Annotated in this window: 17 protein-coding genes and 1 pseudogene; 15 read left to right on the top strand and 3 right to left on the bottom strand. The window is 66.6% G+C overall.

The window, feature by feature from the left end:
- Positions 1 to 66: 66 nt before the first annotated feature.
- From ligA to ACUZUJ_RS14055, 9 genes are all read left to right on the top strand, one after another.
- Positions 67 to 2,538 carry an NAD-dependent DNA ligase LigA gene (gene ligA / locus ACUZUJ_RS14095; RefSeq protein WP_458219963.1) on the top strand — a complete coding sequence of 824 codons (2,472 nt, stop codon included), beginning with the start codon at positions 67 to 69 and terminating at the stop codon, positions 2,536 to 2,538.
- Between the two features lie 49 nt (positions 2,539 to 2,587).
- Positions 2,588 to 3,073, top strand: coding sequence for a GNAT family N-acetyltransferase (locus ACUZUJ_RS14090; RefSeq protein WP_458219928.1), 486 nt, complete (start codon positions 2,588 to 2,590; stop codon positions 3,071 to 3,073).
- The gene (gene epmA / locus ACUZUJ_RS14085; RefSeq protein WP_458219927.1) at positions 3,070 to 4,026 is read left to right on the top strand and encodes an EF-P lysine aminoacylase EpmA; all 957 of its coding nucleotides are present in this window, start codon (positions 3,070 to 3,072) and stop codon (positions 4,024 to 4,026) included. The genes ACUZUJ_RS14090 and epmA overlap by 4 nt, the downstream gene beginning before the upstream one ends.
- A gap of 138 nt (positions 4,027 to 4,164) precedes the next feature.
- On the top strand, positions 4,165 to 4,893 hold the full coding sequence (locus tag ACUZUJ_RS14080) for a DUF3011 domain-containing protein (RefSeq protein WP_458219926.1): 729 nt from the start codon (positions 4,165 to 4,167) through the stop codon (positions 4,891 to 4,893).
- A gap of 47 nt (positions 4,894 to 4,940) precedes the next feature.
- Entirely contained in the window at positions 4,941 to 6,005 is a 1,065-nt protein-coding gene (gene mtnA, locus ACUZUJ_RS14075) for an S-methyl-5-thioribose-1-phosphate isomerase (protein ID WP_458219925.1), read from the top strand.
- Positions 6,006 to 6,222: 217 nt separating this feature from the next.
- A complete protein-coding gene (gene gyrA, locus ACUZUJ_RS14070; protein WP_458219924.1) occupies positions 6,223 to 8,943 on the top strand; it encodes a DNA gyrase subunit A in 2,721 nt (906 codons plus the stop codon).
- A gap of 131 nt (positions 8,944 to 9,074) precedes the next feature.
- Positions 9,075 to 11,603, top strand: a complete 2,529-nt coding sequence (locus tag ACUZUJ_RS14065; RefSeq protein ID WP_458219923.1) for a membrane-bound PQQ-dependent dehydrogenase, glucose/quinate/shikimate family — start codon at positions 9,075 to 9,077, stop codon at positions 11,601 to 11,603.
- A gap of 126 nt (positions 11,604 to 11,729) precedes the next feature.
- Positions 11,730 to 12,818, top strand: a complete 1,089-nt coding sequence (locus ACUZUJ_RS14060) for a lysozyme inhibitor LprI family protein (RefSeq protein ID WP_458219922.1) — start codon at positions 11,730 to 11,732, stop codon at positions 12,816 to 12,818.
- 47 nt (positions 12,819 to 12,865) lie between these two features.
- Positions 12,866 to 14,497, top strand: a complete 1,632-nt coding sequence (locus tag ACUZUJ_RS14055) for a peptidoglycan-binding domain-containing protein (protein ID WP_458219921.1) — start codon at positions 12,866 to 12,868, stop codon at positions 14,495 to 14,497.
- 51 nt (positions 14,498 to 14,548) lie between these two features.
- Here the strand turns inward: ACUZUJ_RS14055 and ACUZUJ_RS14050 are convergent, their stop codons facing one another.
- Positions 14,549 to 15,538, bottom strand: coding sequence for a zinc-dependent alcohol dehydrogenase family protein (locus ACUZUJ_RS14050; RefSeq protein ID WP_119006486.1), 990 nt, complete (start codon positions 15,536 to 15,538; stop codon positions 14,549 to 14,551).
- A gap of 118 nt (positions 15,539 to 15,656) precedes the next feature.
- On the opposite strand from ACUZUJ_RS14050, the gene ACUZUJ_RS14045 reads away from it, so the two are divergent.
- The 3 genes and pseudogenes from ACUZUJ_RS14045 (at position 15,657) to ACUZUJ_RS14035 (ending at position 18,618) form a co-directional block, all read left to right on the top strand.
- Positions 15,657 to 16,562, top strand: a complete 906-nt coding sequence (locus tag ACUZUJ_RS14045; protein ID WP_049443215.1) for a LysR substrate-binding domain-containing protein — start codon at positions 15,657 to 15,659, stop codon at positions 16,560 to 16,562.
- Between the two features lie 108 nt (positions 16,563 to 16,670).
- Complete coding sequence (locus ACUZUJ_RS14040; RefSeq protein WP_424143675.1) at positions 16,671 to 17,123, top strand: DUF4952 domain-containing protein; 453 nt, start codon at positions 16,671 to 16,673, stop codon at positions 17,121 to 17,123.
- Positions 17,124 to 17,186: 63 nt separating this feature from the next.
- Positions 17,187 to 18,618: pseudogene (locus tag ACUZUJ_RS14035) on the top strand (serine hydrolase domain-containing protein).
- A gap of 16 nt (positions 18,619 to 18,634) precedes the next feature.
- Here the strand turns inward: ACUZUJ_RS14035 and ACUZUJ_RS14030 are convergent.
- Positions 18,635 to 19,027: a DUF3037 domain-containing protein gene (locus ACUZUJ_RS14030; RefSeq protein ID WP_049443217.1), complete on the bottom strand. Its 393-nt coding sequence runs from the start codon at positions 19,025 to 19,027 to the stop codon at positions 18,635 to 18,637.
- A complete protein-coding gene (locus tag ACUZUJ_RS14025) occupies positions 19,005 to 19,781 on the bottom strand; it encodes a HipA family kinase (RefSeq protein ID WP_021202746.1) in 777 nt (258 codons plus the stop codon). The genes ACUZUJ_RS14030 and ACUZUJ_RS14025 overlap by 23 nt, the downstream gene beginning before the upstream one ends.
- A 455-nt stretch (positions 19,782 to 20,236) precedes the next feature.
- On the opposite strand from ACUZUJ_RS14025, the gene ACUZUJ_RS14020 reads away from it, so the two are divergent.
- The 3 genes from ACUZUJ_RS14020 (at position 20,237) to ACUZUJ_RS14010 (ending at position 23,733) form a co-directional block, all read left to right on the top strand.
- Positions 20,237 to 20,566: a hypothetical protein gene (locus ACUZUJ_RS14020; protein WP_049443219.1), complete on the top strand. Its 330-nt coding sequence runs from the start codon at positions 20,237 to 20,239 to the stop codon at positions 20,564 to 20,566.
- Positions 20,567 to 20,734: 168 nt separating this feature from the next.
- Complete coding sequence (locus ACUZUJ_RS14015; protein WP_458219920.1) at positions 20,735 to 23,197, top strand: S9 family peptidase; 2,463 nt, start codon at positions 20,735 to 20,737, stop codon at positions 23,195 to 23,197.
- A gap of 215 nt (positions 23,198 to 23,412) precedes the next feature.
- A complete protein-coding gene (locus tag ACUZUJ_RS14010; RefSeq protein WP_458219919.1) occupies positions 23,413 to 23,733 on the top strand; it encodes a hypothetical protein in 321 nt (106 codons plus the stop codon).

The raw sequence follows: 23,733 nt of genomic DNA, 5'->3' as shown, positions 1-23,733 counted from the left end.
GGCGGCGGCGTTACAGGGCCTGACGGCCGGGCGCGGTAGAATCCCCGGCCATCCCAGAACCACCGGATCCCGATGAGCCCCAGCCCCGCCGAACGCGCCGAAGACCTTCGCCGGCAGATCGCCCAGGCCAACCGCGCCTACCACGAGCTGGACGCGCCGGAGATCCCCGACGTCGACTACGACCGGATGGTGCGCGAGCTGGAAGCGCTGGAGCGCGAGCACCCGGAACTGGCCCGTGCGGACAGCCCGACCCAGCAGGTCGGTGCGCGCCCGTCCGGCCGCTTCCCCGAAGTGCGCCACGCGGTGCCGATGCTGTCGCTGTCCAATGCCTTCAGCGATGAGGAAGTGGCCGACTTCGTGCGCCGCATCGATGAGCGCCTGGGCCGTCGCAGCCTGCGGTTCTCGGCCGAGCCGAAGATGGACGGCCTGGCGATCAGCCTGCGCTACGAGGACGGTCATTTCGTACTCGGCGCAACCCGCGGTGATGGCAGTACCGGCGAGGACGTGACCGCCAACCTGCGTGAGATCGGCGATGTTCCCAAGCGCCTGCACGGCAAGGACTGGCCCGACGTGCTGGAGGTGCGTGGCGAGGTCTACATGGCCCGCGCCGACTTCGAGGCCTACAACGAGCGCGCGCGCCAGCAGGGCGGCAAGGTGCTGGCCAACCCGCGCAACGCGGCAGCCGGTTCACTGCGCCAGCTCGATCCGAAGATCAGTGCGCAGCGCAGGCTCAGTTTCTTCGCCTACGGCACCGGCGAAGTGCAGGGCGGCGAGCTGCCGGACACCCATTCGGGCACGCTGGCCCAGCTCGGTGCCTGGGGCTTTCCGGTCAGCGAGTTGTGCAAGGTGGTGGAAGGCACCGACGGCCTGCTCGGCTACTACCGTGACATCGGCGAGCGCCGCGACGGCCTGCCGTTCGATATCGATGGCGTGGTCTACAAGCTGGATGACCGCGCCGGCCAGCAGGCCATGGGCTTCGTCTCGCGCGCGCCGCGCTGGGCCATCGCGCACAAGTTCCCGGCACAGGAACAGAGCACCACGGTGGAAGCGATCGAGATCCAGATCGGCCGCACCGGTGCCGCGACACCGGTCGCACGGCTGGCGCCGGTGGCTGTGGCCGGCGTGATCGTGTCCAACGCCACGCTGCACAACGCCGATCAGATCGCGCGCCTCGATGTGCGCGTGGGTGACAGCGTGATCGTGCGCCGTGCGGGCGACGTGATTCCGGAAGTGGTCAGCGTCATCCTCGACCGCCGCCCGCAGGGCACCTCGCCCTGGCAGATGCCGACGCGCTGCCCGGTGTGCGGCTCGGAAATCGTGCGCGAGGAAGGTGCCGCCGCATGGCGCTGTTCGGGTGAACTGTCCTGCCCGGCGCAGCGCAAGGAGGCGATTGCCCATTTCGCTTCGCGTCGTGCGATGGATATCGACGGCCTCGGCGACAAGTACATCGAAACCCTGGTCGACGCCGGCATCGTCAGGAGCGTGGCTGATCTGTACCGGCTCAACCGCGACCAGCTGCTGCACCTGAAGCTGGTGCTGGATGCCGAGGACCCTTCCGCACTGGCCGCCGCGCTGAAGCTGCACCTGCCGGCCGAAGGCAGCGGCGCGGTGCTCAATGCGGTGCTCAAGCTGGATGGCAACGATCCGGCGTGGCGCGCGCAGGCGCTGGCGCAGCCGGCCAGCTTCGAATGGAACACGAAGAAGATCGCCACCAAATGGGCCGACAACCTGATCGCGGCAATCGACGCCAGTCGTGCGGCCACGCTGGAGCGCCTGCTGTTCGCGCTTGGCATCGAGCACGTCGGTGAGAGCACGGCCAAGGCGCTGGCGCAGTGGTTCGGTGACCTGGAGCTGATCCGCCACCTGCCGTGGCCGTTGTTCAAGCGTGTGCCGGACATCGGTGGCGAAGTTGCGCGTTCCCTCGGCCATTTCTTCGAGCAGCAGGGCAACCAGCAGGCCATCGATGACCTGCTGCAGGTCGGGCAAGTGCGCATCAGCGATGTGCACGCGCCCAGCGCCAAGCTGCGCGAAGGCCTGGATCTGGCGCAGCTGCTGGTTGAATCGGAAATCCCCGGCATTACCCGCCTGCGTGCGGAGAAACTGGCGGCTGCGTTGCCGGGCGCTCAGGCGGTGCTGGATGCCGAGCATGGCCAGTTCGTCAACGCCGGCCTGCCGGACGACACTGCGCGCGGTCTGGCCGACTGGCTCGATGCCGATGGCCATGGCGCGATGCTGCTGGCGGCCGAGAAGGCGATGCAGCAGATCCTGGCCAAGGCGCCAGCGCTGGCCGAGATCGTGGCCGGCCCGCTGGATGGGCAGACCGTGGTGCTGACCGGCACCCTGGCCCAGCTCACCCGCGATGCCGCCAAGGAACGCCTGGAAGCGCTGGGTGCCAAGGTTTCCGGCAGCGTGTCGAAGAAGACCAGCTTCGTGGTGGCCGGTACCGAGGCCGGCTCCAAGCTGGACAAGGCGCAATCGCTGGGCGTGCCGGTGTGGGACGAAGACCGCCTGCTGGCCTACCTCGCCGAACACGAATGATGACCCCGCCGGGTGCCTGGCGCCCGGCATGAAACACAAAGGAACACCGATGCAGACCGCCCCGCTGGATTTCCGCCTGGCCACCCGTGCCGACGAAGAACTGTTGATCGAGCTGATGCGTGAGTTCTACGCCGAAGACAGGATCGACTTCGATGACGCGCGCGTGCGTGGCGGCGTGGATGCGCTGCTGGCCGATCCGCGCAATGGCGAAGTGCTGCTGTGGCTGGACGAGGCGGGCGAGGTGGTTGGCTACGCGGTGATCGCGATGGGCTTCAGCCTGGAGCAGGGCGGCCATTTCATGCTGCTGGACGAGTTGTACCTGAGCCATCGCGCGCGCGGTCGTGGTCGCGGCAAGCAGGCGCTGGCCATCTGTGAACAGCGCGCTCGCGGGCGTGGCGTCAGCCGCCTGCGCCTGGAAGTGAACCACCACAACGAACTGGCCCGCCGCCTGTACCTGGCCAGCGGCTACATCGACGACACGCGCGATCTGCTGACCCTGCCGCTCGACCATCCGCGCCCGGAGGGCATCCTGTGAGCGAGGGCCTGCTGCGCGCGCTGCAGCAGCGTGCCGCGCTCAATGCGCTGGTACGCCGCTTCTTCGCCGAGCGCGATGTGCTGGAGGTGGAAACGCCGATCCTGTCGGTGGCAGGCAACACCGAGCCGAACATCGACAGCTTCCATACCGATTTCACCGGCCATGTCGATGCCGGTGGCCGTCGTCGGTGGCTGCGCACTTCGCCGGAGTATCCGCTCAAGCGACTGCTGGCGGCCGGCGTGGGCGACTGCTACGAACTGGGCAGGGTGTTCCGCAACGGCGAGGCCGGCGGCCGCCACAACCCGGAATTCACCATGCTGGAGTGGTACCGGGTCGGCTGGGACCACCACCGGTTGGTGCAGGAAACCGCCGAACTGGTCGGCCAGGCGCTGGCCCTGGTCGGGCGCAGTGCGACCCTGCGCGTGCTCAGCTACCGCGAGCTGTTCCAGCAGCACGTGGGCGTGGATCCGTTCGAGGCCGACGAAGCCGCGCTGCGTGCTGCGCTTGGCGACGTGCACATCGACCCGGTCGGGTTGACCCGTGATGACTGGCTGGACCTGTTGATGACCCACCACATCCAGCCGCAGTTCGATGACGCGGTCATGACCGTGGTCCACGATTGGCCCGCCAGCCAGGCCGCGCTGGCCCGCATCCGTTCGGGCACGCCGCCGCTGGCCGAGCGTTTCGAGCTGTATCTGGGCGCGGTGGAGCTGGCCAACGGCTATCACGAACTGAACGACGCCCAGGAGCAGCGCACGCGCTTCCAGCGTGACCTGCAGCGCCGACACGAACGCGGCCAGGTGCAGCCGGCGCTGGACGAAGCATTGCTGGCTGCGCTGCCCTCGATGCCGGCCTGCGCGGGTGTGGCGGTGGGCGTGGACCGGCTACTGATGGCGATGAACCGCACGCCGCGCATCGCCGACGTGTTGGCCTATGACTTCGCCCACGCGTGACGCTCGCGTGTTGCTGAACATCGCAGGCTGAACGAAACGCGGGTTCTGTGCGCTTGCGTCGGTAAGCAGGATGATGCTCTTATCACGGCCAATGCCGGACACTGGCATGCAGTTCATCCATTCCTGCTGGGGAAGGCTTTGGTCAAGTGGTTCGCGGTTGTCGCTGCACCGGTGTACTCCATTGCGCTCTGGGGTGCCTGGCTGCCGTCGCCGGCGTCGGCCCAGCAGGTGGGCTACGACGACGAAGTGGTGACCTGCGAATCACGCGACATGGGCTGGATGCACTGCGATATCGAGGTCGCCAACGGCGTTGATCTGGTGCGCCAGCTGTCCAGCAACAGCTGCATCCGTGGCAGCGAGTGGGGCACCGACCGTAGTGGCGTGTGGGTCACCCTGGGCTGCCGTGCCGAGTTCCGCGCGCGCCGTGCCGCGGGTGCCGCACCGGCAGCGAACGAAGGCAAGCGCCTGGTGCGCCGCGTGGTGCGCTGTGAATCCAATGGCCGTCCGCAGAGTTGCCCGGTACGACTCGATGGCGCGCCGGTGCGCCTGCTGCGCCAGTTGTCGGTACTGCCGTGCCGCGAAGGGCAGGGCTGGGGCTACAAGCGCAATGAAGTCTGGACCAGTCGTGGCTGTCAGGGCGATTTCGAGGTGGCCGATGACGATGGCCGCTTCGTCGACATGCCGCGCCGCCTGACCTGCGAATCGAAGTCGAAGAAGCGGCGTTTCTGCGGTGCCAGCATCTCCGTTGGCGCCGTGGTCTCCGAGCAGCTGTCCAGCACGCCCTGCGAGGAAGGCAGCACCTGGGGCTGGAACCGCAACGGGATCTGGGTGGACGGCGGCTGCCGCGCCGAATTCTCGGTGAATTGAGCCCCGGCAGTCTCCAACCCTGCCGGGCGTGGCCCTACAATGGGGCCATGAACACTGCCTCTGACATCGACTACGCCCGTTACGACCACATCCGCCCGATCCTGTGGACCGGCGATGCCCTGCAACTGCTGGACCAGCGCAAGCTGCCGTTCGTGGTCGAGCACGTGGTCTGTCATGACAGCGACGAGGTTGCCAGCGCGATCCACGCGTTGACCGTGCGTGGCGCGCCGGCAATCGGCATTGCCGCTGCCTGGGGTGTCGTGCTGGCCGCACGCGCGGTGCAGGCCGTCGATGGTGCGCACGCCCTGCAGCAGCTGGAACCGGCCCTGCAGCGCCTCAACGCATCGCGCCCGACTGCGGTCAACCTGGCCTGGGCGCTGGCACGCATGCGCCGTTGCCTGAACGCCGCCGGCGCCGACTGGAAGGCATTGCTGGAATCGGAAGCGCAGGCCATCGCCGAGGAAGACCTGGCCGCCAACCGCCACATGGGCGCACTGGGCGCGGGCCTGATCGAGGCCGGCAGTGGCGTGCTGACCCACTGCAATACCGGCTCGCTGGCCACTGCAGGCTTCGGTACCGCGCTGGGCGTGATCCGCGCCGGCATGGCCCAGCATCGCATCGCCCGCGTGTTCGCCGGCGAGACCCGGCCGTGGCTGCAGGGTGCACGCCTGACCGTGTGGGAGCTGCAACAGGATGGCATCGATGCCACCCTGATTGCCGATTCCGCCGCCTCGCACCTGATGAAGACCGGTGCCGTGCAATGGGTGATCGTGGGCGCGGACCGCATCTGCGCCAATGGCGATACCGCCAACAAGATCGGCACCTACCAGCTGGCCATCGCCGCCCGCCACCACGGTGTCAGGTTCATGGTGGTGGCACCGTCCTCGACCGTGGACATGGAGACCGTGGACGGCAGCCAGATCGAGATCGAGCAGCGCGACCCGGGTGAGCTGTACGGCGTGGGTGGCACCCGTACCGTCGCCGAGGGCATTGCCGCCTGGAACCCGGTGTTCGACGTCACCCCGGGCGAGTTGATCGACGCCATCGTGACCGAGCGCGGGGTCATCCTGAACCCGACCGCCGAGAACATGCGCGCCGCCTTCGGCGGTTGAAGCGCAGGGGAGGGGCGGCGTGACCTCCGCCCCCGATAGTGCCGGCCGCTGGCCGGCAACCCCCTAAGTTCCTGATTTGTGCCGGTAAAATCCCCGTAAAGGGAGGCGGAAAACGGCCTGTTGTGGTAGTATCCACAGGTTGAATCGAGGTTCCGGCACGACCCCCTCCCGCAGAGGGCTGCGCCGGACTGGACCGCTACCAGACAACGGAACCCGAATGGCAGAAACCGCCAAGGAAATCATCCAGGTCAACCTGGAAGACGAGATGCGCAAGAGCTACCTCGATTACGCCATGAGCGTGATCGTGGGCCGCGCGCTGCCGGATGCGCGCGACGGCCTCAAGCCGGTGCATCGCCGCGTGCTGTACGCGATGAACGAACTCAACGCGCACAGCAACAAGCCCTACTTCAAGTCGGCGCGTATCGTCGGTGACGTCATCGGTAAGTACCACCCGCATGGCGATCAGTCGGTGTACGACACGCTGGTGCGTCTGGCACAGCCGTTCTCGCTGCGCTACATGCTGGTCGACGGCCAGGGTAACTTCGGTTCGATCGACGGCGACTCCGCTGCAGCGATGCGATACACCGAGGCGCGCATGTCGCGCCTGGCGCATGAGCTGATGGCGGACATCGACAAGGAAACCGTCGATTTCCAGCCCAACTACGATGAAAAGGAACTGGAGCCGACGGTCATGCCGACCCGGTTCCCGAACCTGCTGGTCAATGGTTCGGCCGGTATCGCGGTGGGCATGGCGACCAACATTCCGCCGCACAACCTGAGTGAATCGATCAACGCCTGCATCGCGCTGATCGACAACCCGGACATCGATGTCGACGGCCTGATGGAGTACATCCCGGGCCCGGACTTCCCGACTGCCGGCATCATCAATGGCACCGCCGGCATCGTTGCCGGCTACCGCACCGGCCGTGGCCGCGTGCGCATCCGTGCCAAGGCCGATATCGAAGTGGCCGACAACGGCCGCGAATCGATCATCGTCACTGAAATTCCTTACCAGGTGAACAAGGCGCGTCTGATCGAGAAGATCGCCGAGCTGGTCAAGGAAAAGAAGATCGAAGGCATCAGCGAGCTGCGCGATGAGTCCGACAAGGACGGCATGCGCATCTACATCGAGATCAAGCGCGGTGAATCTGCCGAGGTTGTGCTGAACAACCTGTACCAGCAGACGCAGATGGAATCGGTGTTCGGCATCAACATGGTGGCGCTGGTCGATGGCCGCCCGCAGTTGATGAACCTCAAGCAGATGCTGGAGGCGTTCGTCCGCCACCGTCGCGAAGTGGTCACCCGCCGCACCGTGTTCGAGCTGCGCAAGGCGCGCGCCCGTGCCCACGTGCTGGAAGGCCTGACCGTTGCGCTGGCCAACATCGACGAGATGATCGAACTGATCAAGACCTCGCCGAACCCGAACGAAGCCCGCGAGCGCATGCTGGCGCGCGTGTGGGAGCCGGGCCTGGTCGGTGCGATGCTGGGCGCGGCCGGTGCCGAAGCCTCGCGTCCGGAAGACCTGCCCAAGGGCGTGGGCCTGATCGAGGGCGGCTACCAGCTGACCGAGATCCAGGCCACCCAGATCCTGGAGATGCGCCTGCACCGCCTGACCGGGCTGGAGCAGGACCGCCTGACCGACGAGTACAAGCAGCTGCTGGAAGTGATCGCCGGGCTGATCCACATCCTGGAAGATCCCGACCGCCTGCTGCAGGTGATCCGCGAGGAGCTGGTCAACGTCAAGGCCGAATTCGGCGACGAACGTCGTACCGAAATCCGCCACAGCGAAGAAGACCTGGACATCCTCGACCTGATCGCGCCGGAAGACGTGGTCGTCACCGTGTCGCATGCCGGCTACGTTAAGCGGCAGCCGGTGAGCGTGTACCGCGCACAGCGCCGTGGTGGCCGTGGCCGCAGTGCGGCGGCGACCAAGGAAGAGGATTTCATCGAACAGCTGTGGCTGGTCAACACGCACGATACGCTGCTGACCTTCACCAGCTCGGGCAAGGTGTTCTGGCTGCCGGTCTACCAGCTGCCCGAAGCCGGTTCCAACGCCCGCGGCCGTCCCATCATCAACTGGATCCCGCTGGAGCCGGGCGAACGCGTGCAGGCCGTGCTGCCGGTGCGTGAGTACGCCGACGGCCAGTTCGTGTTCTTCGCCACGAAGAACGGTACGGTCAAGAAGACCCCGCTGAGCGAGTTCGCCTTCCGCCTGGCCCGCGGCAAGATCGCGATCAACCTCGACGAGGGCGATGCCCTGGTCGGCGTTGGCCTGACCAATGGCGAGCGTGACATCCTGCTGTTCGCCTCCAACGGCAAGACCGTGCGCTTCGGTGAAGACAAGGTCCGCTCGATGGGCCGTACCGCCACCGGCGTGCGCGGCATCAAGATGCCGGCCGGCGAGGAAGTGGTCAGCCTGATCGTGGCCGAAAGTGCCGGTGGCATCGAGGACGAGAACGAGGACGACAACGGTGTCGAGGAAGCCGTCGCCAATGGCGATGCGGTGATCGACGGCGCCGATGACGCCAGCGTGCAGTACATCCTCACCGCCACCGAGAACGGCTACGGCAAGCGCACCCCGCTGCCGGACTACCCGCGCAAGGGCCGTGGTACGCAGGGCGTGATCGGCATCCAGACCACCGAGCGCAACGGCAAGCTGGTCGCCGCAGTGCTGATGGGGTCGGGCGACGAAGTCCTGCTGATCTCCGATGGCGGCACCCTGGTGCGTACGCGTGGCTCGGAAATCAGCCGCGTCGGCCGCAACACCCAGGGCGTGACCCTGATCCGCCTGTCCAAGGACGAGAAGCTGCAGGCGGTGGAGCGCATGGACGCCTCGATCGACGAGGACGAGGACGAGGTGGCAGTGGCCGCCCCGGCCACGACCACGACCGATGGCGCCCCGGCGGCTGCCAGCAGCGAGGACGCCGCACAGGAGTGATCCTGCCGCGAGCCTGAGGTACCCGACGACGCCGGCCCTGTGCCGGCGTCGTCGTATCCGGATGCGGCACATACGCGCGCGCTTCACGTCGGTGGTGGGATAACGGCGTATGCTGCCCCCGGAGATCGACGATGTCCGCCACGCCGCCGTCTGCTCCTGCTCCCGTCCGCGCCTTCCGGCATCCCCTGGTCACCGTGCTGTCGCTGCTGCTGGTCTTGCTCGGCCTGGTCATCGGCGGGCTCGGCGCGTGGCTGCTCAGCCTGGGCGGCTCGGCGTACTACGCCATTGCCGGGCTCGGCCTGCTGGTCAGTGGCATCCTGTTGTTCGGCAACCGCCGCAGCGGCGCGCTGCTGTACGCGCTGGTGTTCGTCGGCACGCTGCTGTGGACCTGGTGGGAATCGGGCAGCGACTACTGGCGCTGGGTACCGCGGCTTGGGCTGGTGACCGCGCTCGGCATCGTGCTGGCGCTGCTGGCGCCGACCCTCCACCAACCGGTCTCCCGGCGCCTGTCGCGCAGCGTGGCCGGCGTGCTGATGCTGGTGTTCGTCGCTGCCTTCGGATTGGCGTTCGCGCCGCATGGCGAAGTGGACGGGCACCAGCCGTTCCCGGAAGGCGCGGCCAGCGCCGGGCTGGAACCCACGCGCGACACCACCGGCCTGCAGCCCGCTGACCAGCCTGCCGAGGGGGACTGGCCCGCGTGGGGCCGCAGCAATGCCGCCACCCGCTATTCGCCGCTGCAGCAGATCACCCCGGCCAACGTGGCCACGCTGCAGCCGGCCTGGCAGTTCCGCACCGGCGATATGCCGAAGAAGCGCTGGGGTGCGGAAACCACGCCGCTGAAGATCGGCGGCCGCCTGTACCTGTGCACCGCCCGCAACCGCCTGATCGCACTTGATGCGGCCAGCGGCAAGGAAGTGTGGCGGTTCGATCCGAAGGTGAAGGACGCTTCGATTCCGTACACCGCCGCCTGCCGCGGCGTGAGCTACTACGAGCAGCCGGCCACGCCGACCTTCGCCGATGCGGCATTGGCCGATGTCGCTGCTGATCTGGCGTTGCCGGAGCCGCCGCCCAGTGCCACCCGCAGTGCTGCACCGGGCAGTCGTCCGGCATGCTGGGCGCGCATCATCGAAGGCACGCTGGACGGGCGCATCATCGCGGTGGATGCGGACAGCGGCCGTCCGTGCGCGAATTTCGGCAACAACGGCCAGGTCGACATCACCCTGGGCATGGGCGAGGTGCCCCCCGGATACGTGTCGATCACCTCGCCGCCGGCCATCGTGCGCGGGGTGATCGTCACCGGCCACCAGGTGCTGGATGGGCAGCGCCGCGATGCGCCATCGGGCGTGATCCAGGCCTACGACGCGATCACCGGCAAGCTGCGCTGGGCATGGGACATGGACCAGCCCGAGCGCAGCGGCCTGCCGCCGCATGAGCAGACCTACACGCGCGGCACGCCGAACATGTGGACCACCGCGACCGGTGATGAGGCGCTGGGGCTGGTCTATCTGCCGCTGGGCAATTCCGCGGGCGATTACTGGAGTGGCTCACGCACGGAAAACCAGAACCGCTATGCGACGTCGCTGGTGGCGATCGATGTGGCCACCGGCAAGCCGGCCTGGCATTTCCAGGCCGTGCGCAAGGATGTGTGGGATTACGACCTGGGTTCGCAGGCCAGCCTGATCGACTACCCGACGGCGGCGGGCAAGGTGCCGGCGCTCCTGCTGCCGACCAAGCAGGGTGATCTCTATATCCTCGACCGCCGCAACGGCCAGCTGCTGACCGCCGCCGAAGAGCGCAAGGTGCCGGTCGGTGGTGTCGAACCGGAACAGCGCTCGCCCACGCAGTTGTTCTCGCTGTACCACACGCTGCGCCGCGAGCATGACCTGACCGAGCGCGACATGTGGGGCATCACCCCGATCGATCAGCTGATCTGCCGCATCCAGTTCCGCAAGGCCTATTACGAAGGCTTCTACACGCCGCCGAGCAGTGATCGCCATTCCATCGAATACCCCGGCTACAACGGCGGCTCGGACTGGGGCAGCGTGTCCATCGATACGCGCCGCGGCGTGATCGTGGCCAACTACAACGACATGCCCAACTACAACCGGCTGGTGCCACGTGCCGAGGCCGACCGGCTGGGCTGGCTGCCACGCGAGAAGATCCGGTTCGACAAGGGCGGCGCTGAGGGCGCGGGCGACCCCCAGGTGGGCACACCCTACGCCATCCAGGTGAATGCCGGTTGGCGCCTGCCGTTCACCGGTCTGCTGTGCAAGCAGCCGCCCTATGGTGGCATCCGGGCCATCGATCTGCGCACCGGCAAGCTGCTGTGGGATCGGCCGTTCGGCAGTGCGCGCGGCAATGGGCCGTTCGGCATCCGGTCCGGCCTGCCGATCGAGATCGGCACGCCGAACAATGGCGGTTCGGTGGTGACTGCCAGCGGACTGATCTTCATCGCCGCCGCGACCGATGACCTGCTGCGTGCCATCGACCTGAAGACCGGCAAGGAGCTGTGGCACGCCAAGTTGCCTGCCGGCGGCCAGGCCACGCCGATGGTATACGCGCAGGGCGGGCGCCAGTACGTGGTGATCATGGCTGGCGGCCACCATTTCATGGAAACCCCGAACGGCGATTACGTGATGGCCTTCGCCCTGCCGAAATAGCGGCTGCCGGCCTGAACACGGCATGCGGGGGCTGTGACCGCTGTCGCTGAAGTTGCGCTGGTGAGCGGGCAGCATCCATCATCGGAACAGGACGGGGCCGGTCAAAGCCCCCAGGGAAGGAATCGCATGCTGAACTCTGAACGCCTGCCGGGGCGCGCCACCCGGTTGCTGGCAGGACTGCTTCTGCTTGGCCCGTGCATGGGGGCAAGCGCGCAGGCGTCACCCCAGCCCGCCGTACGCAAGGTGCCCAGTGGTGCCGAACTGATCGCGGGCGATGCGCGCTATCTGAGCCCTGCCCATGCGCCCTGCATGGCGGCCGCGGGCTACGCGCTGGACGCCCGGCGTCGTTGTGCCGACGCTGAGTTCAAGGTGCACGACGATGCGCTCAACGCCGCCTATAGCGCGGCGCGCTCCGCGCTGACGGCCAGTGACCAGCAGGTGCTGCGCGACCTGCAGCGGCAATGGCTGCGCCAGCGCGACAGCCGCTGCCCGGAGGGTGGCACGGCCGTTGCCCAGCTGGATGCACAGCAGTGCCGCACGCACATGACCCTGCTGCGTGCCCGCCAGTTGCAGGGCGGTGGTGCGGCGGCGCTGGTGGCGGAAGCCAAGGCGGCCCCGGCGCCGGCGCAGGCCGCTGTGCACACCGCCGATGCCGCACCCGACGAGCAGGGCAGGATCGTCCTGCGGCCCGGCGAGGGCAGGATCACGCCTGCACTGCAGGTGGTTTTCCAGGTGGCCGATTGCGGCGGCACCGACAACGTGACGACCTGCCGGGTGCGCAGCATGAGCGTGACCCGTGGTGGGCGCAACGTGGCGGTCACGGGCGCGCAGCCGCGCCTGACCCGCGCTGGTGCCGATGCCCAGGGGGCGGCCGCCGTGCTGCTGACCGCTTCGGATTTCAATGGCGATGGCGTGCCGGACCTGCAGGTATGGCAGGACAACAACGGTGTCTACAACGTACCGGTGCATGCGTTCTATCTGTTCGATGCCAAGGGCAACCGCTATGTGCGTGCCAAGGCATTGGAAGCGGCCATCGGTGGGCGCGACATCGACCATATCGACAATGGGCGGTTCGTGCTGCGTGCGAAGGTCAGCCCGTGCGAGCGTGAGGACAAGGTCATCCAGCTGCGCGGAACCGAGCCACGCACGCTGCTGCAGCGCCGCTATGACACCTGCAGGGGCGAGGCCCCTACCGAATCGGACCTGCTGAAGTAGGCCGTCCCCTGACGAACGGATGCGTTCCGGAACTGGAGAGCTGAAGGATGAGCGAAGGCTATGGAAAAGGTGGGGTGGGCTTCGGCCTGACCCGGGACCAGTCGGTCGAGATGATCGTGCGCACCTGCATCGACAACGGCATTACCGACCATCGGCAGATTGCCTATGTGCTGGCCACGGCGCAGCACGAATCGCGTGATTTCGCCGCGCCCGAGGAAGACTGGGGCAGGAAGCAGGCGGTGGATCTGCGCTACTTCGGCGGCGAGGAGTATTTCGGCCGGGGCTTTGCCCACCTTACCCACGTCAACAACTACGAGCGGCTGGGCGAGGCACTGGGGATGGGCCGCGAGCTGGTCGAGCATCCGGAACGGGCTGCCCAGGCGGAAATCGCCACCAAGGTGCTGGTGGTGGGGATGCGCGATGGCATGTTCGGTGCGCGGCTGTCCGACAACGTCAACGCCAACCATGCCGACTACCGGCAGGCGCGGGCCTCGGTCAATGGCGGTGAGCTGATCAACGGCAGTCCCTATCCGGACGCCATCGCCACGCTGGCCACCGGATGGGAATCCCAGGTCGCCGGCCTGGTCCAGCGTGTGCAGCAGCCAGGCTTCCAGATGCCGGTGCCGACTTTCCAGGCGCCCGCCGGGGCGATGGACCTGCACCGGGGTGACGCCAACCAGCAGGTGCTGGAAGCGCAGCAGTACCTGCAGCGGTTGGACATCCGCAACAACGCCAATGCCGCGATCAAGCCCGACGGTGATTTTGGCGCCTCCACCGAGCAGGCCGTGCGCCGCTTCCAGACCGAGCGGGGAATCAGCCCGGCCAATGGCCGCATCGACGATACGCTGCTGGAACGCATGCGCAGCGACACGCTGGCGGTCGATCCGGACTTCAAGCGCCGGACGGTGACCGACCTGACCGGCCCGCTGGCCGACGGCAACCTTGGGCCCGGTGAGAAGGGCGAGCCGGTGTTCGAAATGCGCCGGCAGCTGGAGGCGTTGGGGTACCTGACCGAACCGAACCCACGTGCCGAGCGCGAGGCGCGCACGTTTGACGCCGGCATGCAGGCAGCCATGCGCACCTTCCAGCAGGACTACGGCCTGCCGCTGCGCCCGGGCGGCATCATCGACGCGGATGCGCGCAGGCAGTTGAACGATGCCGCCGTCGCACGCGAGCATGCGCCGACCACCGAGTTCGACCGCGCGGAGAACTGGCCGCCGCAGCGCCCGCCCTATACGCGGGCGGAGTTCCAGCCGGAGCAGGTGCAGGCGCGGCAGCAGGCGGCGGCGAATCCACCGGTCGCTGGTCCGGCCACGCCGGAGCCCGCACCGCAGCCCAATGGCGTGGAATCGCTGTCGCCCAGGGACGCCGCGCTGTTCGAGCGCATCCGCCAGGGGGCACCTGGCACCATCGGCGACGAGCACGTGATGCAGGCGGTGCTGGAATCCAAGCGCAATGGCATCGACGATGCCGGGCGCGTCGACCGGGTGATGATGGCCGGAGATCGCCTGTGGGTTGCCGGGTTGATTCCAGGTGAGCGCGCCAGCGTGGATACGGCGCAGCCCGCGCGCTCGATGGAGCAGACCGTGAATGATCTGGCCGGTGACAACCGGCAGCGCGAGCACCAGCTCGCCCTCGACAGCCGCCAGCATGAGAGCCGCGGGCCTTCAATGGCCTGAGCCTGCGGCAGCGACGTGCCCGTTGTGGGCCTGTCGCTGCCGCCCAGGGGATTACAGCGTCACCACCACCTTGCCGATCTGCTCGTTCGATTCCAGGTAACGGTGTGCGTCCTGGATCTGCGCGAACGGGAACACCCTGGCGATCTTCGGTGCCAGCGTGCCCTTGTCCAGGCCATCGACGATGAACGCCTTGGCACGTGCCAGTGCGGCATCGTCGGAGACGATTTCCGAGTACAGGTAGCCCTTCAGCGTCAGCGACTTGCCCAGCACGTTGAACAACGGGAACGGGGTGGGTTCGTTGCTCAGCGCGCCGTACTCCAGCAGGATGCCGCCACGCGCCATCGCCTCGGTCAGCGGCACGAACTGCGGGCCACCGATCGGATCGAACACCACGCGGGCACCGGCACCGCCGGTGATGCGCGCCACTTCGGCTGACAGGTCCTGCTCCTCGGTGGCGATGACATGGGCGGCACCAGCATCGAGCAGGGCCTGACGCTTGCCCGGGCCACGCGTTACCGCGATCGGCGTGGCGCCCACCGCGTTGGCGATCTGGATCGCGGCCAGGCCGACACTACTGCTGGCAGCGGTGATGATGACGAAATCCCCGGCGGACAGGCGGGCCTGCTCCAGCAGCGCACCCCAGGCGGTGACGTACTGCATCCACACTGCGGCGGCCGTTTCAAATTCCAGTGCCTGCGGGTGCTTGACCACCAGTCGTGCCGGCACGTTGGCCAGCTCGCCATAGGTGCCCCAGCGCGCGATATCCAGCGGCGGCACCACGCTGACCGCATCGCCCACGGTGAATCCACTCGCCGCACTGCCGATGGCTTCGACCACGCCGGCCGCTTCGTAGCCCAGCCGGCTGGGGAACTGCGCCTCCTGCAGATAGGCGCCGTTGCGGAACATCACCTCGGCGCGGTTCAAGCCGATGGCCTTGACCCGGATCTGGACTTCGTCGGTGGCGGGGGCGGGAACGTCGATGTCGTCGATGCGCAGTACATCGGCATTGCCGTATTCGTGGATGCGGACAACCTGGCTCATGGGGGCTCCTGGACAAGGCCGGCGCAGGGGCCGGCGGAAAGGTGAGGGCTACTGTGCGCGTGGCCTGCATCCAGAATAAGGGGTAATCTGGCGTTTCATTAAAAAACAATTGTTTGCAATGGACCTGATCGCTCCCCTGCGTACGTTCGTCAAAGTGGCCGAGGTCGGCTCCTTCGCCGCTGCTGCCGACGCGCTGGACCTGTCGCCGCAGCTGGTCGGCAAACACGTGCAGTCGCTGGAACACCACCTGGGCGTACGCCTGCTCAACCGTACCACGCGCAAGCAGAGCCTGACCGACTTCGGCCAGGCCTACCTGGCGCGGGCGCGGGTGATCCTGGAAGAAGTGGAGGCGGCCGAGCAGCTGGCTGAAGTGGCGCGTGGGCGGCCGATGGGGCGCCTGCGCATCAGCGCACCGGTCACCTTCGGCGTGCATGCACTGGGACCGGCGGTGGTGGCCTACCTGCAGCAGTACCCGGACGTGCAGGTCGATCTGAACCTGTCCAACAGCCTGGTGGATATCGTTGAGGACGGCTTTGATCTGGTGTTCCGCACCGGCGATCTGGCCGACAGCGGGTTGGTGGCGCGACGGTTGGGGCCGTATCCGCTGGCGCTGTGTGCGTCGCCGGGTTATCTCGCTGCACGTCCGGCCATTACCCATCCGACCGATCTGAGCCGACACGAGTGCCTGGGATTCGCACATTCGATCATCCGCACGCGCTGGAGTTTCCGCGACACCGATGGCAGCGTGCTGACCGTGCCGGTGTCCAGCCGCTTCATGGTCAATCAGGCCGAGCCGCTGCTGACCGCCGCCATCGGAGGGCTGGGGCTGATCCTGCAACCGCACGAAATGCTGGCCGGAGCGATGGCGCGTGGTGAACTGGTGGAGGTGCTGCCGGCGTACGTGCCGGTGTCGACCTGGATCAACCTGGTGTATCCACGCGATCGCCAGCTGACACCCAAGCTGCGCAGCTTCCTCGACTTCTGCGTGGCGTGGTTCAACGAACAGACCATGGCACGGCGATAGCGCGACCATCGGTTAGCATGGTTTCCATCAACCGCGAAGGATCGCATCCTCATGTCGCCTCCATGGCCGGAACGTCTCGCGCGTTTCATGCTGCCAGTACTGCCTGCATTGCTGTTCACCACCGGTTTGCTGGCTGCCGAAAGTCCAGCACAGGCACTGGCGGAGTGGGAGGCGCACGGCCGTGCCGACGGCCTGGCCCGACCTGACATGGTCTGCCAGGACTTCCTGCAGGCAATGGGGCGGAAACCAGCGGGACTGGAATACATCGGCTGCAGCCAGGACGATGCGTCCTACATCAAGCCGATGGAAGCCCACTATCGGGTTGCGGGTGCCGGGGCAGCGAAGGTCGAAGCCTTCCTGCACGCAACGTTCGGCCTGCCAGCGTTGCGTTACGTCTGCTGTGGCTGGAGCAGCGGTGAACCCTATTACTGGCGCGAAGGTCCGGACGCAGTGAGGTACCAGATCGGCATGGGCGTGGAATCCCTGCCGCACGCGCGGAGCGAATGGCATCGCATCGAGGCATTCAATGTAACGGTTGAGGTATTTCGGCAGAGTCCCTAGCGCCGATGCGGCGGACGTAGCCTTGGTCTAGGATGCATCCAGGGATCCCGCAAAGGAACGGCCATGAAGGCGGTTGGACGTTTGTTTCTCTGCAATGCGCTGGCCTGTTCGGTTCTGATGGCTACCCCGGTTTTTCCAGCAGTAGGCGCAACCTCTTCCGAGCGCGCACATCCACGTGCGCAGGACGCCATCGATGACTGGCTGGCGGCCTTCAATGCTGGCAGCCTCGAGGATCTGCAGGCATTCGCCGATACCTACGGGAAGAAGGAGGGCAGCAGCCCAGGGGACTATCTCGAATTCCGCGGGAGTACCGGCCCACTGCGCGTACTGGAAACAATCCAGAGCACGCCCAACCAGGCGAAGCTGCTGGTGATGGGTCAGCTGAACGAACGTGCGATGTGGGTGACGGCCGGCATGGACCCGGACAACCCGTCGCACGTGAAGCAGTTCCAGATCGAGGGCACTGAAAACGCCGGGCAAGTACAAGCCGGCACGGGTTGCATTGCCTGTCCTGATGGCCGATGCCACAGCAAAACTGGAGGCGCTGCGGGCGCAGGACGCGCTGTCGGGAGCGCTGCTGGTGGCGCGGAACGGCGAGGTGCTGCTGGACTGGCGCGGTGGCGAGGCGAACCGCGAAGGCGGCATTCCGGTGGATGCGGATACGCGCTTCCGGCTGGCCTCGTCCAACAAGATGTTCACCTCGGTGGGCATCCTGCAGCTGGTACAGACCGGCAAGCTGGGGCTGGACGATACGATCGGCATGCACCTGCCGGACTATCCGAACAAGGCCGTTGCCGGCGCCGTGACCGTTCGCCAGCTGTTGACCCATACCAGCGGCCTGGGCGATTTCTTCGGGGATGATTTCGACCAGTATTCCGCCTCGCTGAAGACGCTGGATGACTACGTGCAGCGCTTCGCCAAGGATCCGCCGCAGTTCACGCCTGGCAGCCAGGACAGCTATTCCAACTATGGCTTCATCGTGCTTGGGCGCATCATCGAGGCCGTTTCCGGGCAGTCGTACTACGCCTATGTGGAGGAGCACATCCTGCGTCCGGCCCGCATGGCCGGCACCGGCTTCGAGCCGGAAACAGTGACGGTGCCACAGCGTGCCGTCGCCTACACGAAGCAGGATGGGCAATGGATGCGCGAAACGAAGTCGCTGCCCTGGCGCGGCATGTCGGCCGGTGGTGGTTACAGCACGGTAGGCGACATGATGAAGTTCGCCGAGGCGCTGCAAAGCGGAAAACTGGTCTCACCTGCATTGCTGCAGCAGGCCACCACAGCGCAGAACCACAAGGGCTGGTACGGCTATGGTTTCGTGGTGCAGGGCGAGGGCAGGGAGCACCAGTACGGCCATGAAGGCGGTGCGCCCGGCTCCAACAGTGCCATCGTGGTGCTGCCCGCGCAGGGCTATGTGATTGTCGGGCTGGCCAATGTCGATCCGGATGCGATCGGCAATGTGGTCAATTACATCGCGCGACGGGTGCCACTTTGATCGTGACGCGTGCCGTTCATTCCGGCACGCGCACCATCTTCGTCATCAGGTGTTCCACCACACCCGCAGGATCGGCGGTGCGGCCGACATGCGTGCTCGACATCTGCACGACCGAGCTGCGCTTGGCGGTGAGGAAATGGAAGCGCGCGCGCGCGGGCAGCTGCGCGATTGGTCCGGCGGTCGCGTCGCCGCGGCAGATGGCCACGATCGCATCCAGCCACGGCTGCAATGCGTCCTGGTCCAGCGCCGGCGCGAACGCGTGCAGGCGTGCCGGATCAATCTCGATGGCCGCTTCCAGATGGCGTGCGCCCGGGCAGGAGACGATCACCCCGACGTTGATGAATTCCTCGCGTTCCACCCGCGGTACCACGCGGATGACCGCGTAGTCATACGTGTGCAGCGTGGGCACGGATGGCCTCCTGCACGAACACCGCACGCACTTTCAGGCGGTGCTTGAGATAGTCGATGTAGCCCTGGCGATAGGCCTGCGGGCTGTCGAATGCCGGCTCGTTGACCAGCCAGCTGTCCGGCACCAGGCCGACGATGCGCTCGATCTCAGCATCGGTCAGGCGGGCGGCCAGCTCGGCATCCACCTCGGCGATGCGGCTGGCGAACGACAGCAGCACGTGGTCGCGGATCAGCACGAAGGGCTTCTCGCAGGCATCGCCGGCGTTGGCCCAGTCGTGATGGAAGTACATCGCCGCGCCGTGATCGATCAGGTACAGCTTTCGATGCCACACCATCAGGTTGGGATTGCGCGTGGTGCGATCGACGTTGCTGGTGAACGCATCGAACCAGACGATGCGCGAGGCCAGGTCGGCATCCACCGGCATCGCTGCCGGGTCGTAGTTGATCGCGCCGGGCAGGTAGTCCAGGCCCAGGTTCAGGCCCTCGCTGGCGCGGATCAGCTCCTGGATCTCCGGGTCGGGCTCGGTGCGGGCGAACTCGCGGTCCAGCTCGACGAACAGGATTTCCGGAATCGGCAGGCCCAGCGTGCGCGCCATCTCGCCGGCGATCAGCTCGGCGATCAGCGCCTTCGGGCCCTGGCCGGCGCCACGGAACTTCAGCACGGCCATGCCGTCGTCGTCGGTCTCGACCACGGCCGGCAGGGAGCCACCTTCCCGCAAGGGGGTGATGTAGCGGAGGGCATGTACGGTGCGCATGGACGCATTCTAGCGTGGCATCCGGGGCAGGCGTGCCGCACTAGGGTGGGGCGGCAGCTTAATGAACGGGTACCGCGCGAACCACCTTTTACAGGTCGCCTGCAATCTTCACTTGTTCCTTCCGCGCAGAGTGGCAGCATTCGTTTCAACGGAGCAGTACACCCGCGTGTGACCTTCAACGGGAGGCCCTCATGCCGCTACAGTGCAGCTGTCACGCTTCACCGTGTATGCAACGCAACGCGTGGTGTTGACCTTGACCTGACACGGTCACGCCATCGGCGCAGATGGCGATCCCCGCAGTCCCAGATAGCTTTCACGCATCGCGCCCCGGCGTTGCCCGGTTGGTCCTGCGATCCAGGTACTTGCGCCCCAAGAGAGATCCCTGCGTTGCCGTCGACGCTGGCAACGTGGGCCGCCGAATCCACGCTATCCCCACAGGCTTTGGAGGTGCTCCGATGAACGACGAATTCAATCCCATGCTGCCCCCACTGGACGATGCCAAGGCCGAGGAAATGATCGGCAAGGTCGTGCTGGTGGGTGTCACCCGCTATGGTGGCGACGGTCAGGTGCAGGGTCTGGAGCAGTACGCGGGCACCGTGCTGCGCATCAGTGCCGACGAAGGCGTGGTGCTGGCCGACGAAGACGATGGCCACGAGCGCTACCTGCCGCCCATGCTCGACCAGTACCAGCGGGCCGAGCCAGGCGAATACCGCATGCGGAACAGTGGCATGATCGTGGTCGACCCCGATTACCTGACGGCCTGGGACCTGCACGCCCAGCAGTGATGACAGACCACGCCTGGCAGATGCCGGCCCATCGCCGGCCTCTCCGGGCGTGTCCCACTTTGCCCCATCCGGCCACTAGCCCTTCCGGCCCATTCACCCCAACCCCTGCGGTGCTAGATTCGGGTCCATGCCCGATTCCGGGTACCCATTCACACCCAGGGGATAAGGATGCTGATCCGTCGAACCTCTCTGGCGGCGGCTGTTGCCGTTGCCACCGTCGGCCTGCTGGCCGCTGGCCCGGCCTTCGCTGATTACGCGAAGCCGCCGGAACACCTGCTCAAGGTGCTGAAGGCACCGCCGCCGCCGGCACCGAACGTGGCACCGGGTGGCCAGCGCCTGCTGCTGACCACCGCGCAGACCTATCCGTCGATCAGCCGCGTGGCCCAGCCCTACCTGAAGCTGGCCGGCGTGCGCCTGGAACCGAAGAACCGCAGTCGCCATGACACCCCCGGTGGCTACGGCATTCCGGCCTGCGTGGCCGACTTCACCCTGGTTGATATCGGCAGTGGCAAGGAAACCAAGGTGAACCTGCCGCAGGGCTGCGCCACCGGCGCGCTGTGGTCGGCCGATGGCAGCCACTTTGCCTTCCAGAACGCGGTCGATACCAGCGTGCAGCTGTGGGTGGGCGATGCCGCCACCGGCCAGGTGAAGCAGGTGCCGAACGTGCAGCTGAACCCGATCTTCGGCAACACCGTGCAGTGGCTGGGTGGCAGCCAGAACCTGCTGGTGAAGCTGGTGCCGGCCAACCAGGGCCCGGCGCCGTCCAATGGTGGTGTGCCGAACGGTCCGGACGCGCAGGAGTCGCTGGGCAGCAGCGGCGAAAGCAGCACCTACGAGGCCCGCGACACGCTGACCAGCGTGCATGACGAAAAGCTGTTCGCTTACTACGGTGCCTCGCAGCTGGCCGTGGTCGATACCGCCGCGGGCAGCGTGCGCCCGGTCGGGCAGCCGGCGCTGTTCAACGAGGTCAGCGCCGCGCCCGATGGCGTGCATGTGCTGACCGAATCGATCAAGGCACCGTACTCGCATGCGGTGACCTACCAGCGCTTCGCCAATGATGTGGCAGTGCTGGATATCAGCAACGGCCGCAGCACGTCGATCGCCAGTCTGCCGCTGGCCGACCGCGTGCCGGTGCACGGCGTGCCGGAAGGCCCGCGCGGTTTCGACTGGCGTGCCACCGATCCGGCTACCCTGGTCTACGCCGAAGCGCTGGACAAGGGTGACTGGAAGGTCAACGTGCCGCATCGCGATCGCGTGCTGATGCTGAAGGCCCCGTTCAACGGCAAGCCGACCGAAATCACCCGCACCGCGCAGCGCTTTGAAGGCTTCGCGTGGACCGCCGATCCGGCCGTGGCCTTCCAGTACGAGAACGACGAGAACCGTCACTGGATGCAGACCCGCATCGTCGACGTGGACCAGCCGAAGAAGGAAGGTCGCCTGCTGTGGGACATGTCCAGCGATGAGCTGTACGGCAATCCCGGCAACCTCGTGTTCACCCGCCTGCCGAATGGCGCGCAGGTCGTGCGCCGTGAGGGCAACCACGTGTTCCTCAGCGGCCGTGGCGCCTCGCCGCAGGGCGATCGTCCGTTCCTCGACCGCCTGGACCTGGGCACGCTGAAGAGCGAGCGCCTGTTCCGTAGCAGTGCCGACGCCTACGAACAGTTCCTCGGCTTCAGCAACACGCCGGGCCGCTACCTGACCTGGCACCAGTCGGTGATCGATCCGCCGAACGCCTTCATCCGCCAGCAGGGTGAGGCAGTGGCCGATGCGAAGGCCGGCGAGGCGCAGTTCGCCTCCACCACGACCGCGCTGACCAAACTGGTCGACCCGACCCCGGAAGTGCGCCAGATCAAGAAGCAGCTGGTGACCTACAAGCGTGCCGACGGCGTGGACCTGTCGTTCACCCTGTACACGCCGCCGGGCTACAAGGAAGGCCAGCGCGTGCCGGCGATCCTGTATGCCTACCCGGCCGACTTCGCCAACGCCGCGCAGGCGGGGCAGGTGTCCGGTTCGCAGCAGACCTTCACCCGCCTGCAGCCCTACCGCCTGATGCTGCTGGCCGGCTACGCGATCATCGACAATGCCTCGTTCCCGATCGTGGGTGACCCGAAGAACGCTTACGACACCTACCTGGAGCAGTTGGAAGCCGACGCCAAGGCGGCGGTGGACAAGGCCGTGGACATGGGCGTGGTCGACCGCAACCGCATCGGCGTGACCGGTCACAGCCACGGCGGCCTGATGACCGCCAACCTGATCGCGCACACCAACCTGTTCAAGGCCGGTGTGGCGACCAGCGGTTCGTACAACAAGACCTTTACCCCGTTCGGCTTCCAGAACGAGCGTCGCTCGGTATGGCAGGCGCAGGACGTGTACCTGAAGGCCTCGCCGTTCTTCTATGCCGACAAGATCAAGCTGCCGCTGCTGCTGGTCCACGGCGAGGACGACGCCAACCCGGGCACCGAACCGTTCCAGTCGCGCAAGCTGTACCAGGCGATCCGCGGCAACGGTGGTACCACGCGTCTGGTGATGCTGCCGAACGAGCCGCACTGGTACACCGCGCTGGAATCGAACGAGCAGCTGGTGTCGGAGATGCTGAACTGGTTCGACACCTACGTGAAGAACGCCAAGTAGCGTCGAGCGTGCTCGACTGCTTTGCACGAGGCCGCCTTCGGGCGGCCTTCCTGCATCCTGTAGAGCCGCGCCATGCTCGGCTGCTGTTCGCATGTAAACAGATGCACGTGCTCTGCAATCAACTGTGGAGACTCGGTAACGACGTGTTACCGGCACATTCGCATGCCACGCAAATGGTCTAGGCTGAACCTGATCGCTCGTTCCAGGTCGGTGCAATGAAAGCCATTCTCCTTGCTGCAACGTTGTCGTTGGCCCTGGTTTCAACGGCATATGCTCAGTCGTTTCCTGCTGAGCTGACGCAATTGGGCATTGTCGCCGGCATGCCTTACGCCAAGGCCAAGCGCCTGCTGGATGCTGCAGGCTGGCAGGCGAAACCTGCGCAGGGCGCGCCGGAGTCGCTGGAGGGCTTTCCGGAAGTCGGATGCCAGAAGGGCGGAAAGCAGTGCGCAACGACCTTCGAGAAGGTCGGGCAGCAGATCGCGGTGCGGCTGGGCACTACCCTGGCAGGGCAGCCGTTCGTGCAGGGCGCTGACTGA

The sequence above is a fragment of the Stenotrophomonas sp. S4 genome, from assembly GCF_054187805.2.
Note: the sequence above shows the minus strand (reverse complement) of the source record. Positions and strands in the feature narration are given on the sequence as shown.

Bases quoted from the DNA above. Each gene is read 5' to 3' on its own strand.
- ACUZUJ_RS14010 (WP_458219919.1), top strand. From the start codon at position 23,413: ATGAAAGCCATTCTCCTTGCTGCAACGTTGTCGTTGGCCCTGGTTTCA.
- ACUZUJ_RS14065 (WP_458219923.1), top strand. From the start codon at position 9,075: ATGTCCGCCACGCCGCCGTCTGCTCCTGCTCCCGTCCGCGCCTTCCGG.
- ACUZUJ_RS14090 (WP_458219928.1), top strand. From the start codon at position 2,588: ATGCAGACCGCCCCGCTGGATTTCCGCCTGGCCACCCGTGCCGACGAA.
- ACUZUJ_RS14015 (WP_458219920.1), top strand. From the start codon at position 20,735: ATGCTGATCCGTCGAACCTCTCTGGCGGCGGCTGTTGCCGTTGCCACC.
- ACUZUJ_RS14025 (WP_021202746.1), bottom strand. From the start codon at position 19,781: ATGCGCACCGTACATGCCCTCCGCTACATCACCCCCTTGCGGGAAGGT.
- ACUZUJ_RS14060 (WP_458219922.1), top strand. From the start codon at position 11,730: ATGCTGAACTCTGAACGCCTGCCGGGGCGCGCCACCCGGTTGCTGGCA.
- gyrA (WP_458219924.1), top strand. From the start codon at position 6,223: ATGGCAGAAACCGCCAAGGAAATCATCCAGGTCAACCTGGAAGACGAG.
- ACUZUJ_RS14045 (WP_049443215.1), top strand. From the start codon at position 15,657: ATGGACCTGATCGCTCCCCTGCGTACGTTCGTCAAAGTGGCCGAGGTC.
- ACUZUJ_RS14020 (WP_049443219.1), top strand. From the start codon at position 20,237: ATGAACGACGAATTCAATCCCATGCTGCCCCCACTGGACGATGCCAAG.
- ACUZUJ_RS14050 (WP_119006486.1), bottom strand. From the start codon at position 15,538: ATGAGCCAGGTTGTCCGCATCCACGAATACGGCAATGCCGATGTACTG.
- ACUZUJ_RS14055 (WP_458219921.1), top strand. From the start codon at position 12,866: ATGAGCGAAGGCTATGGAAAAGGTGGGGTGGGCTTCGGCCTGACCCGG.
- mtnA (WP_458219925.1), top strand. From the start codon at position 4,941: ATGAACACTGCCTCTGACATCGACTACGCCCGTTACGACCACATCCGC.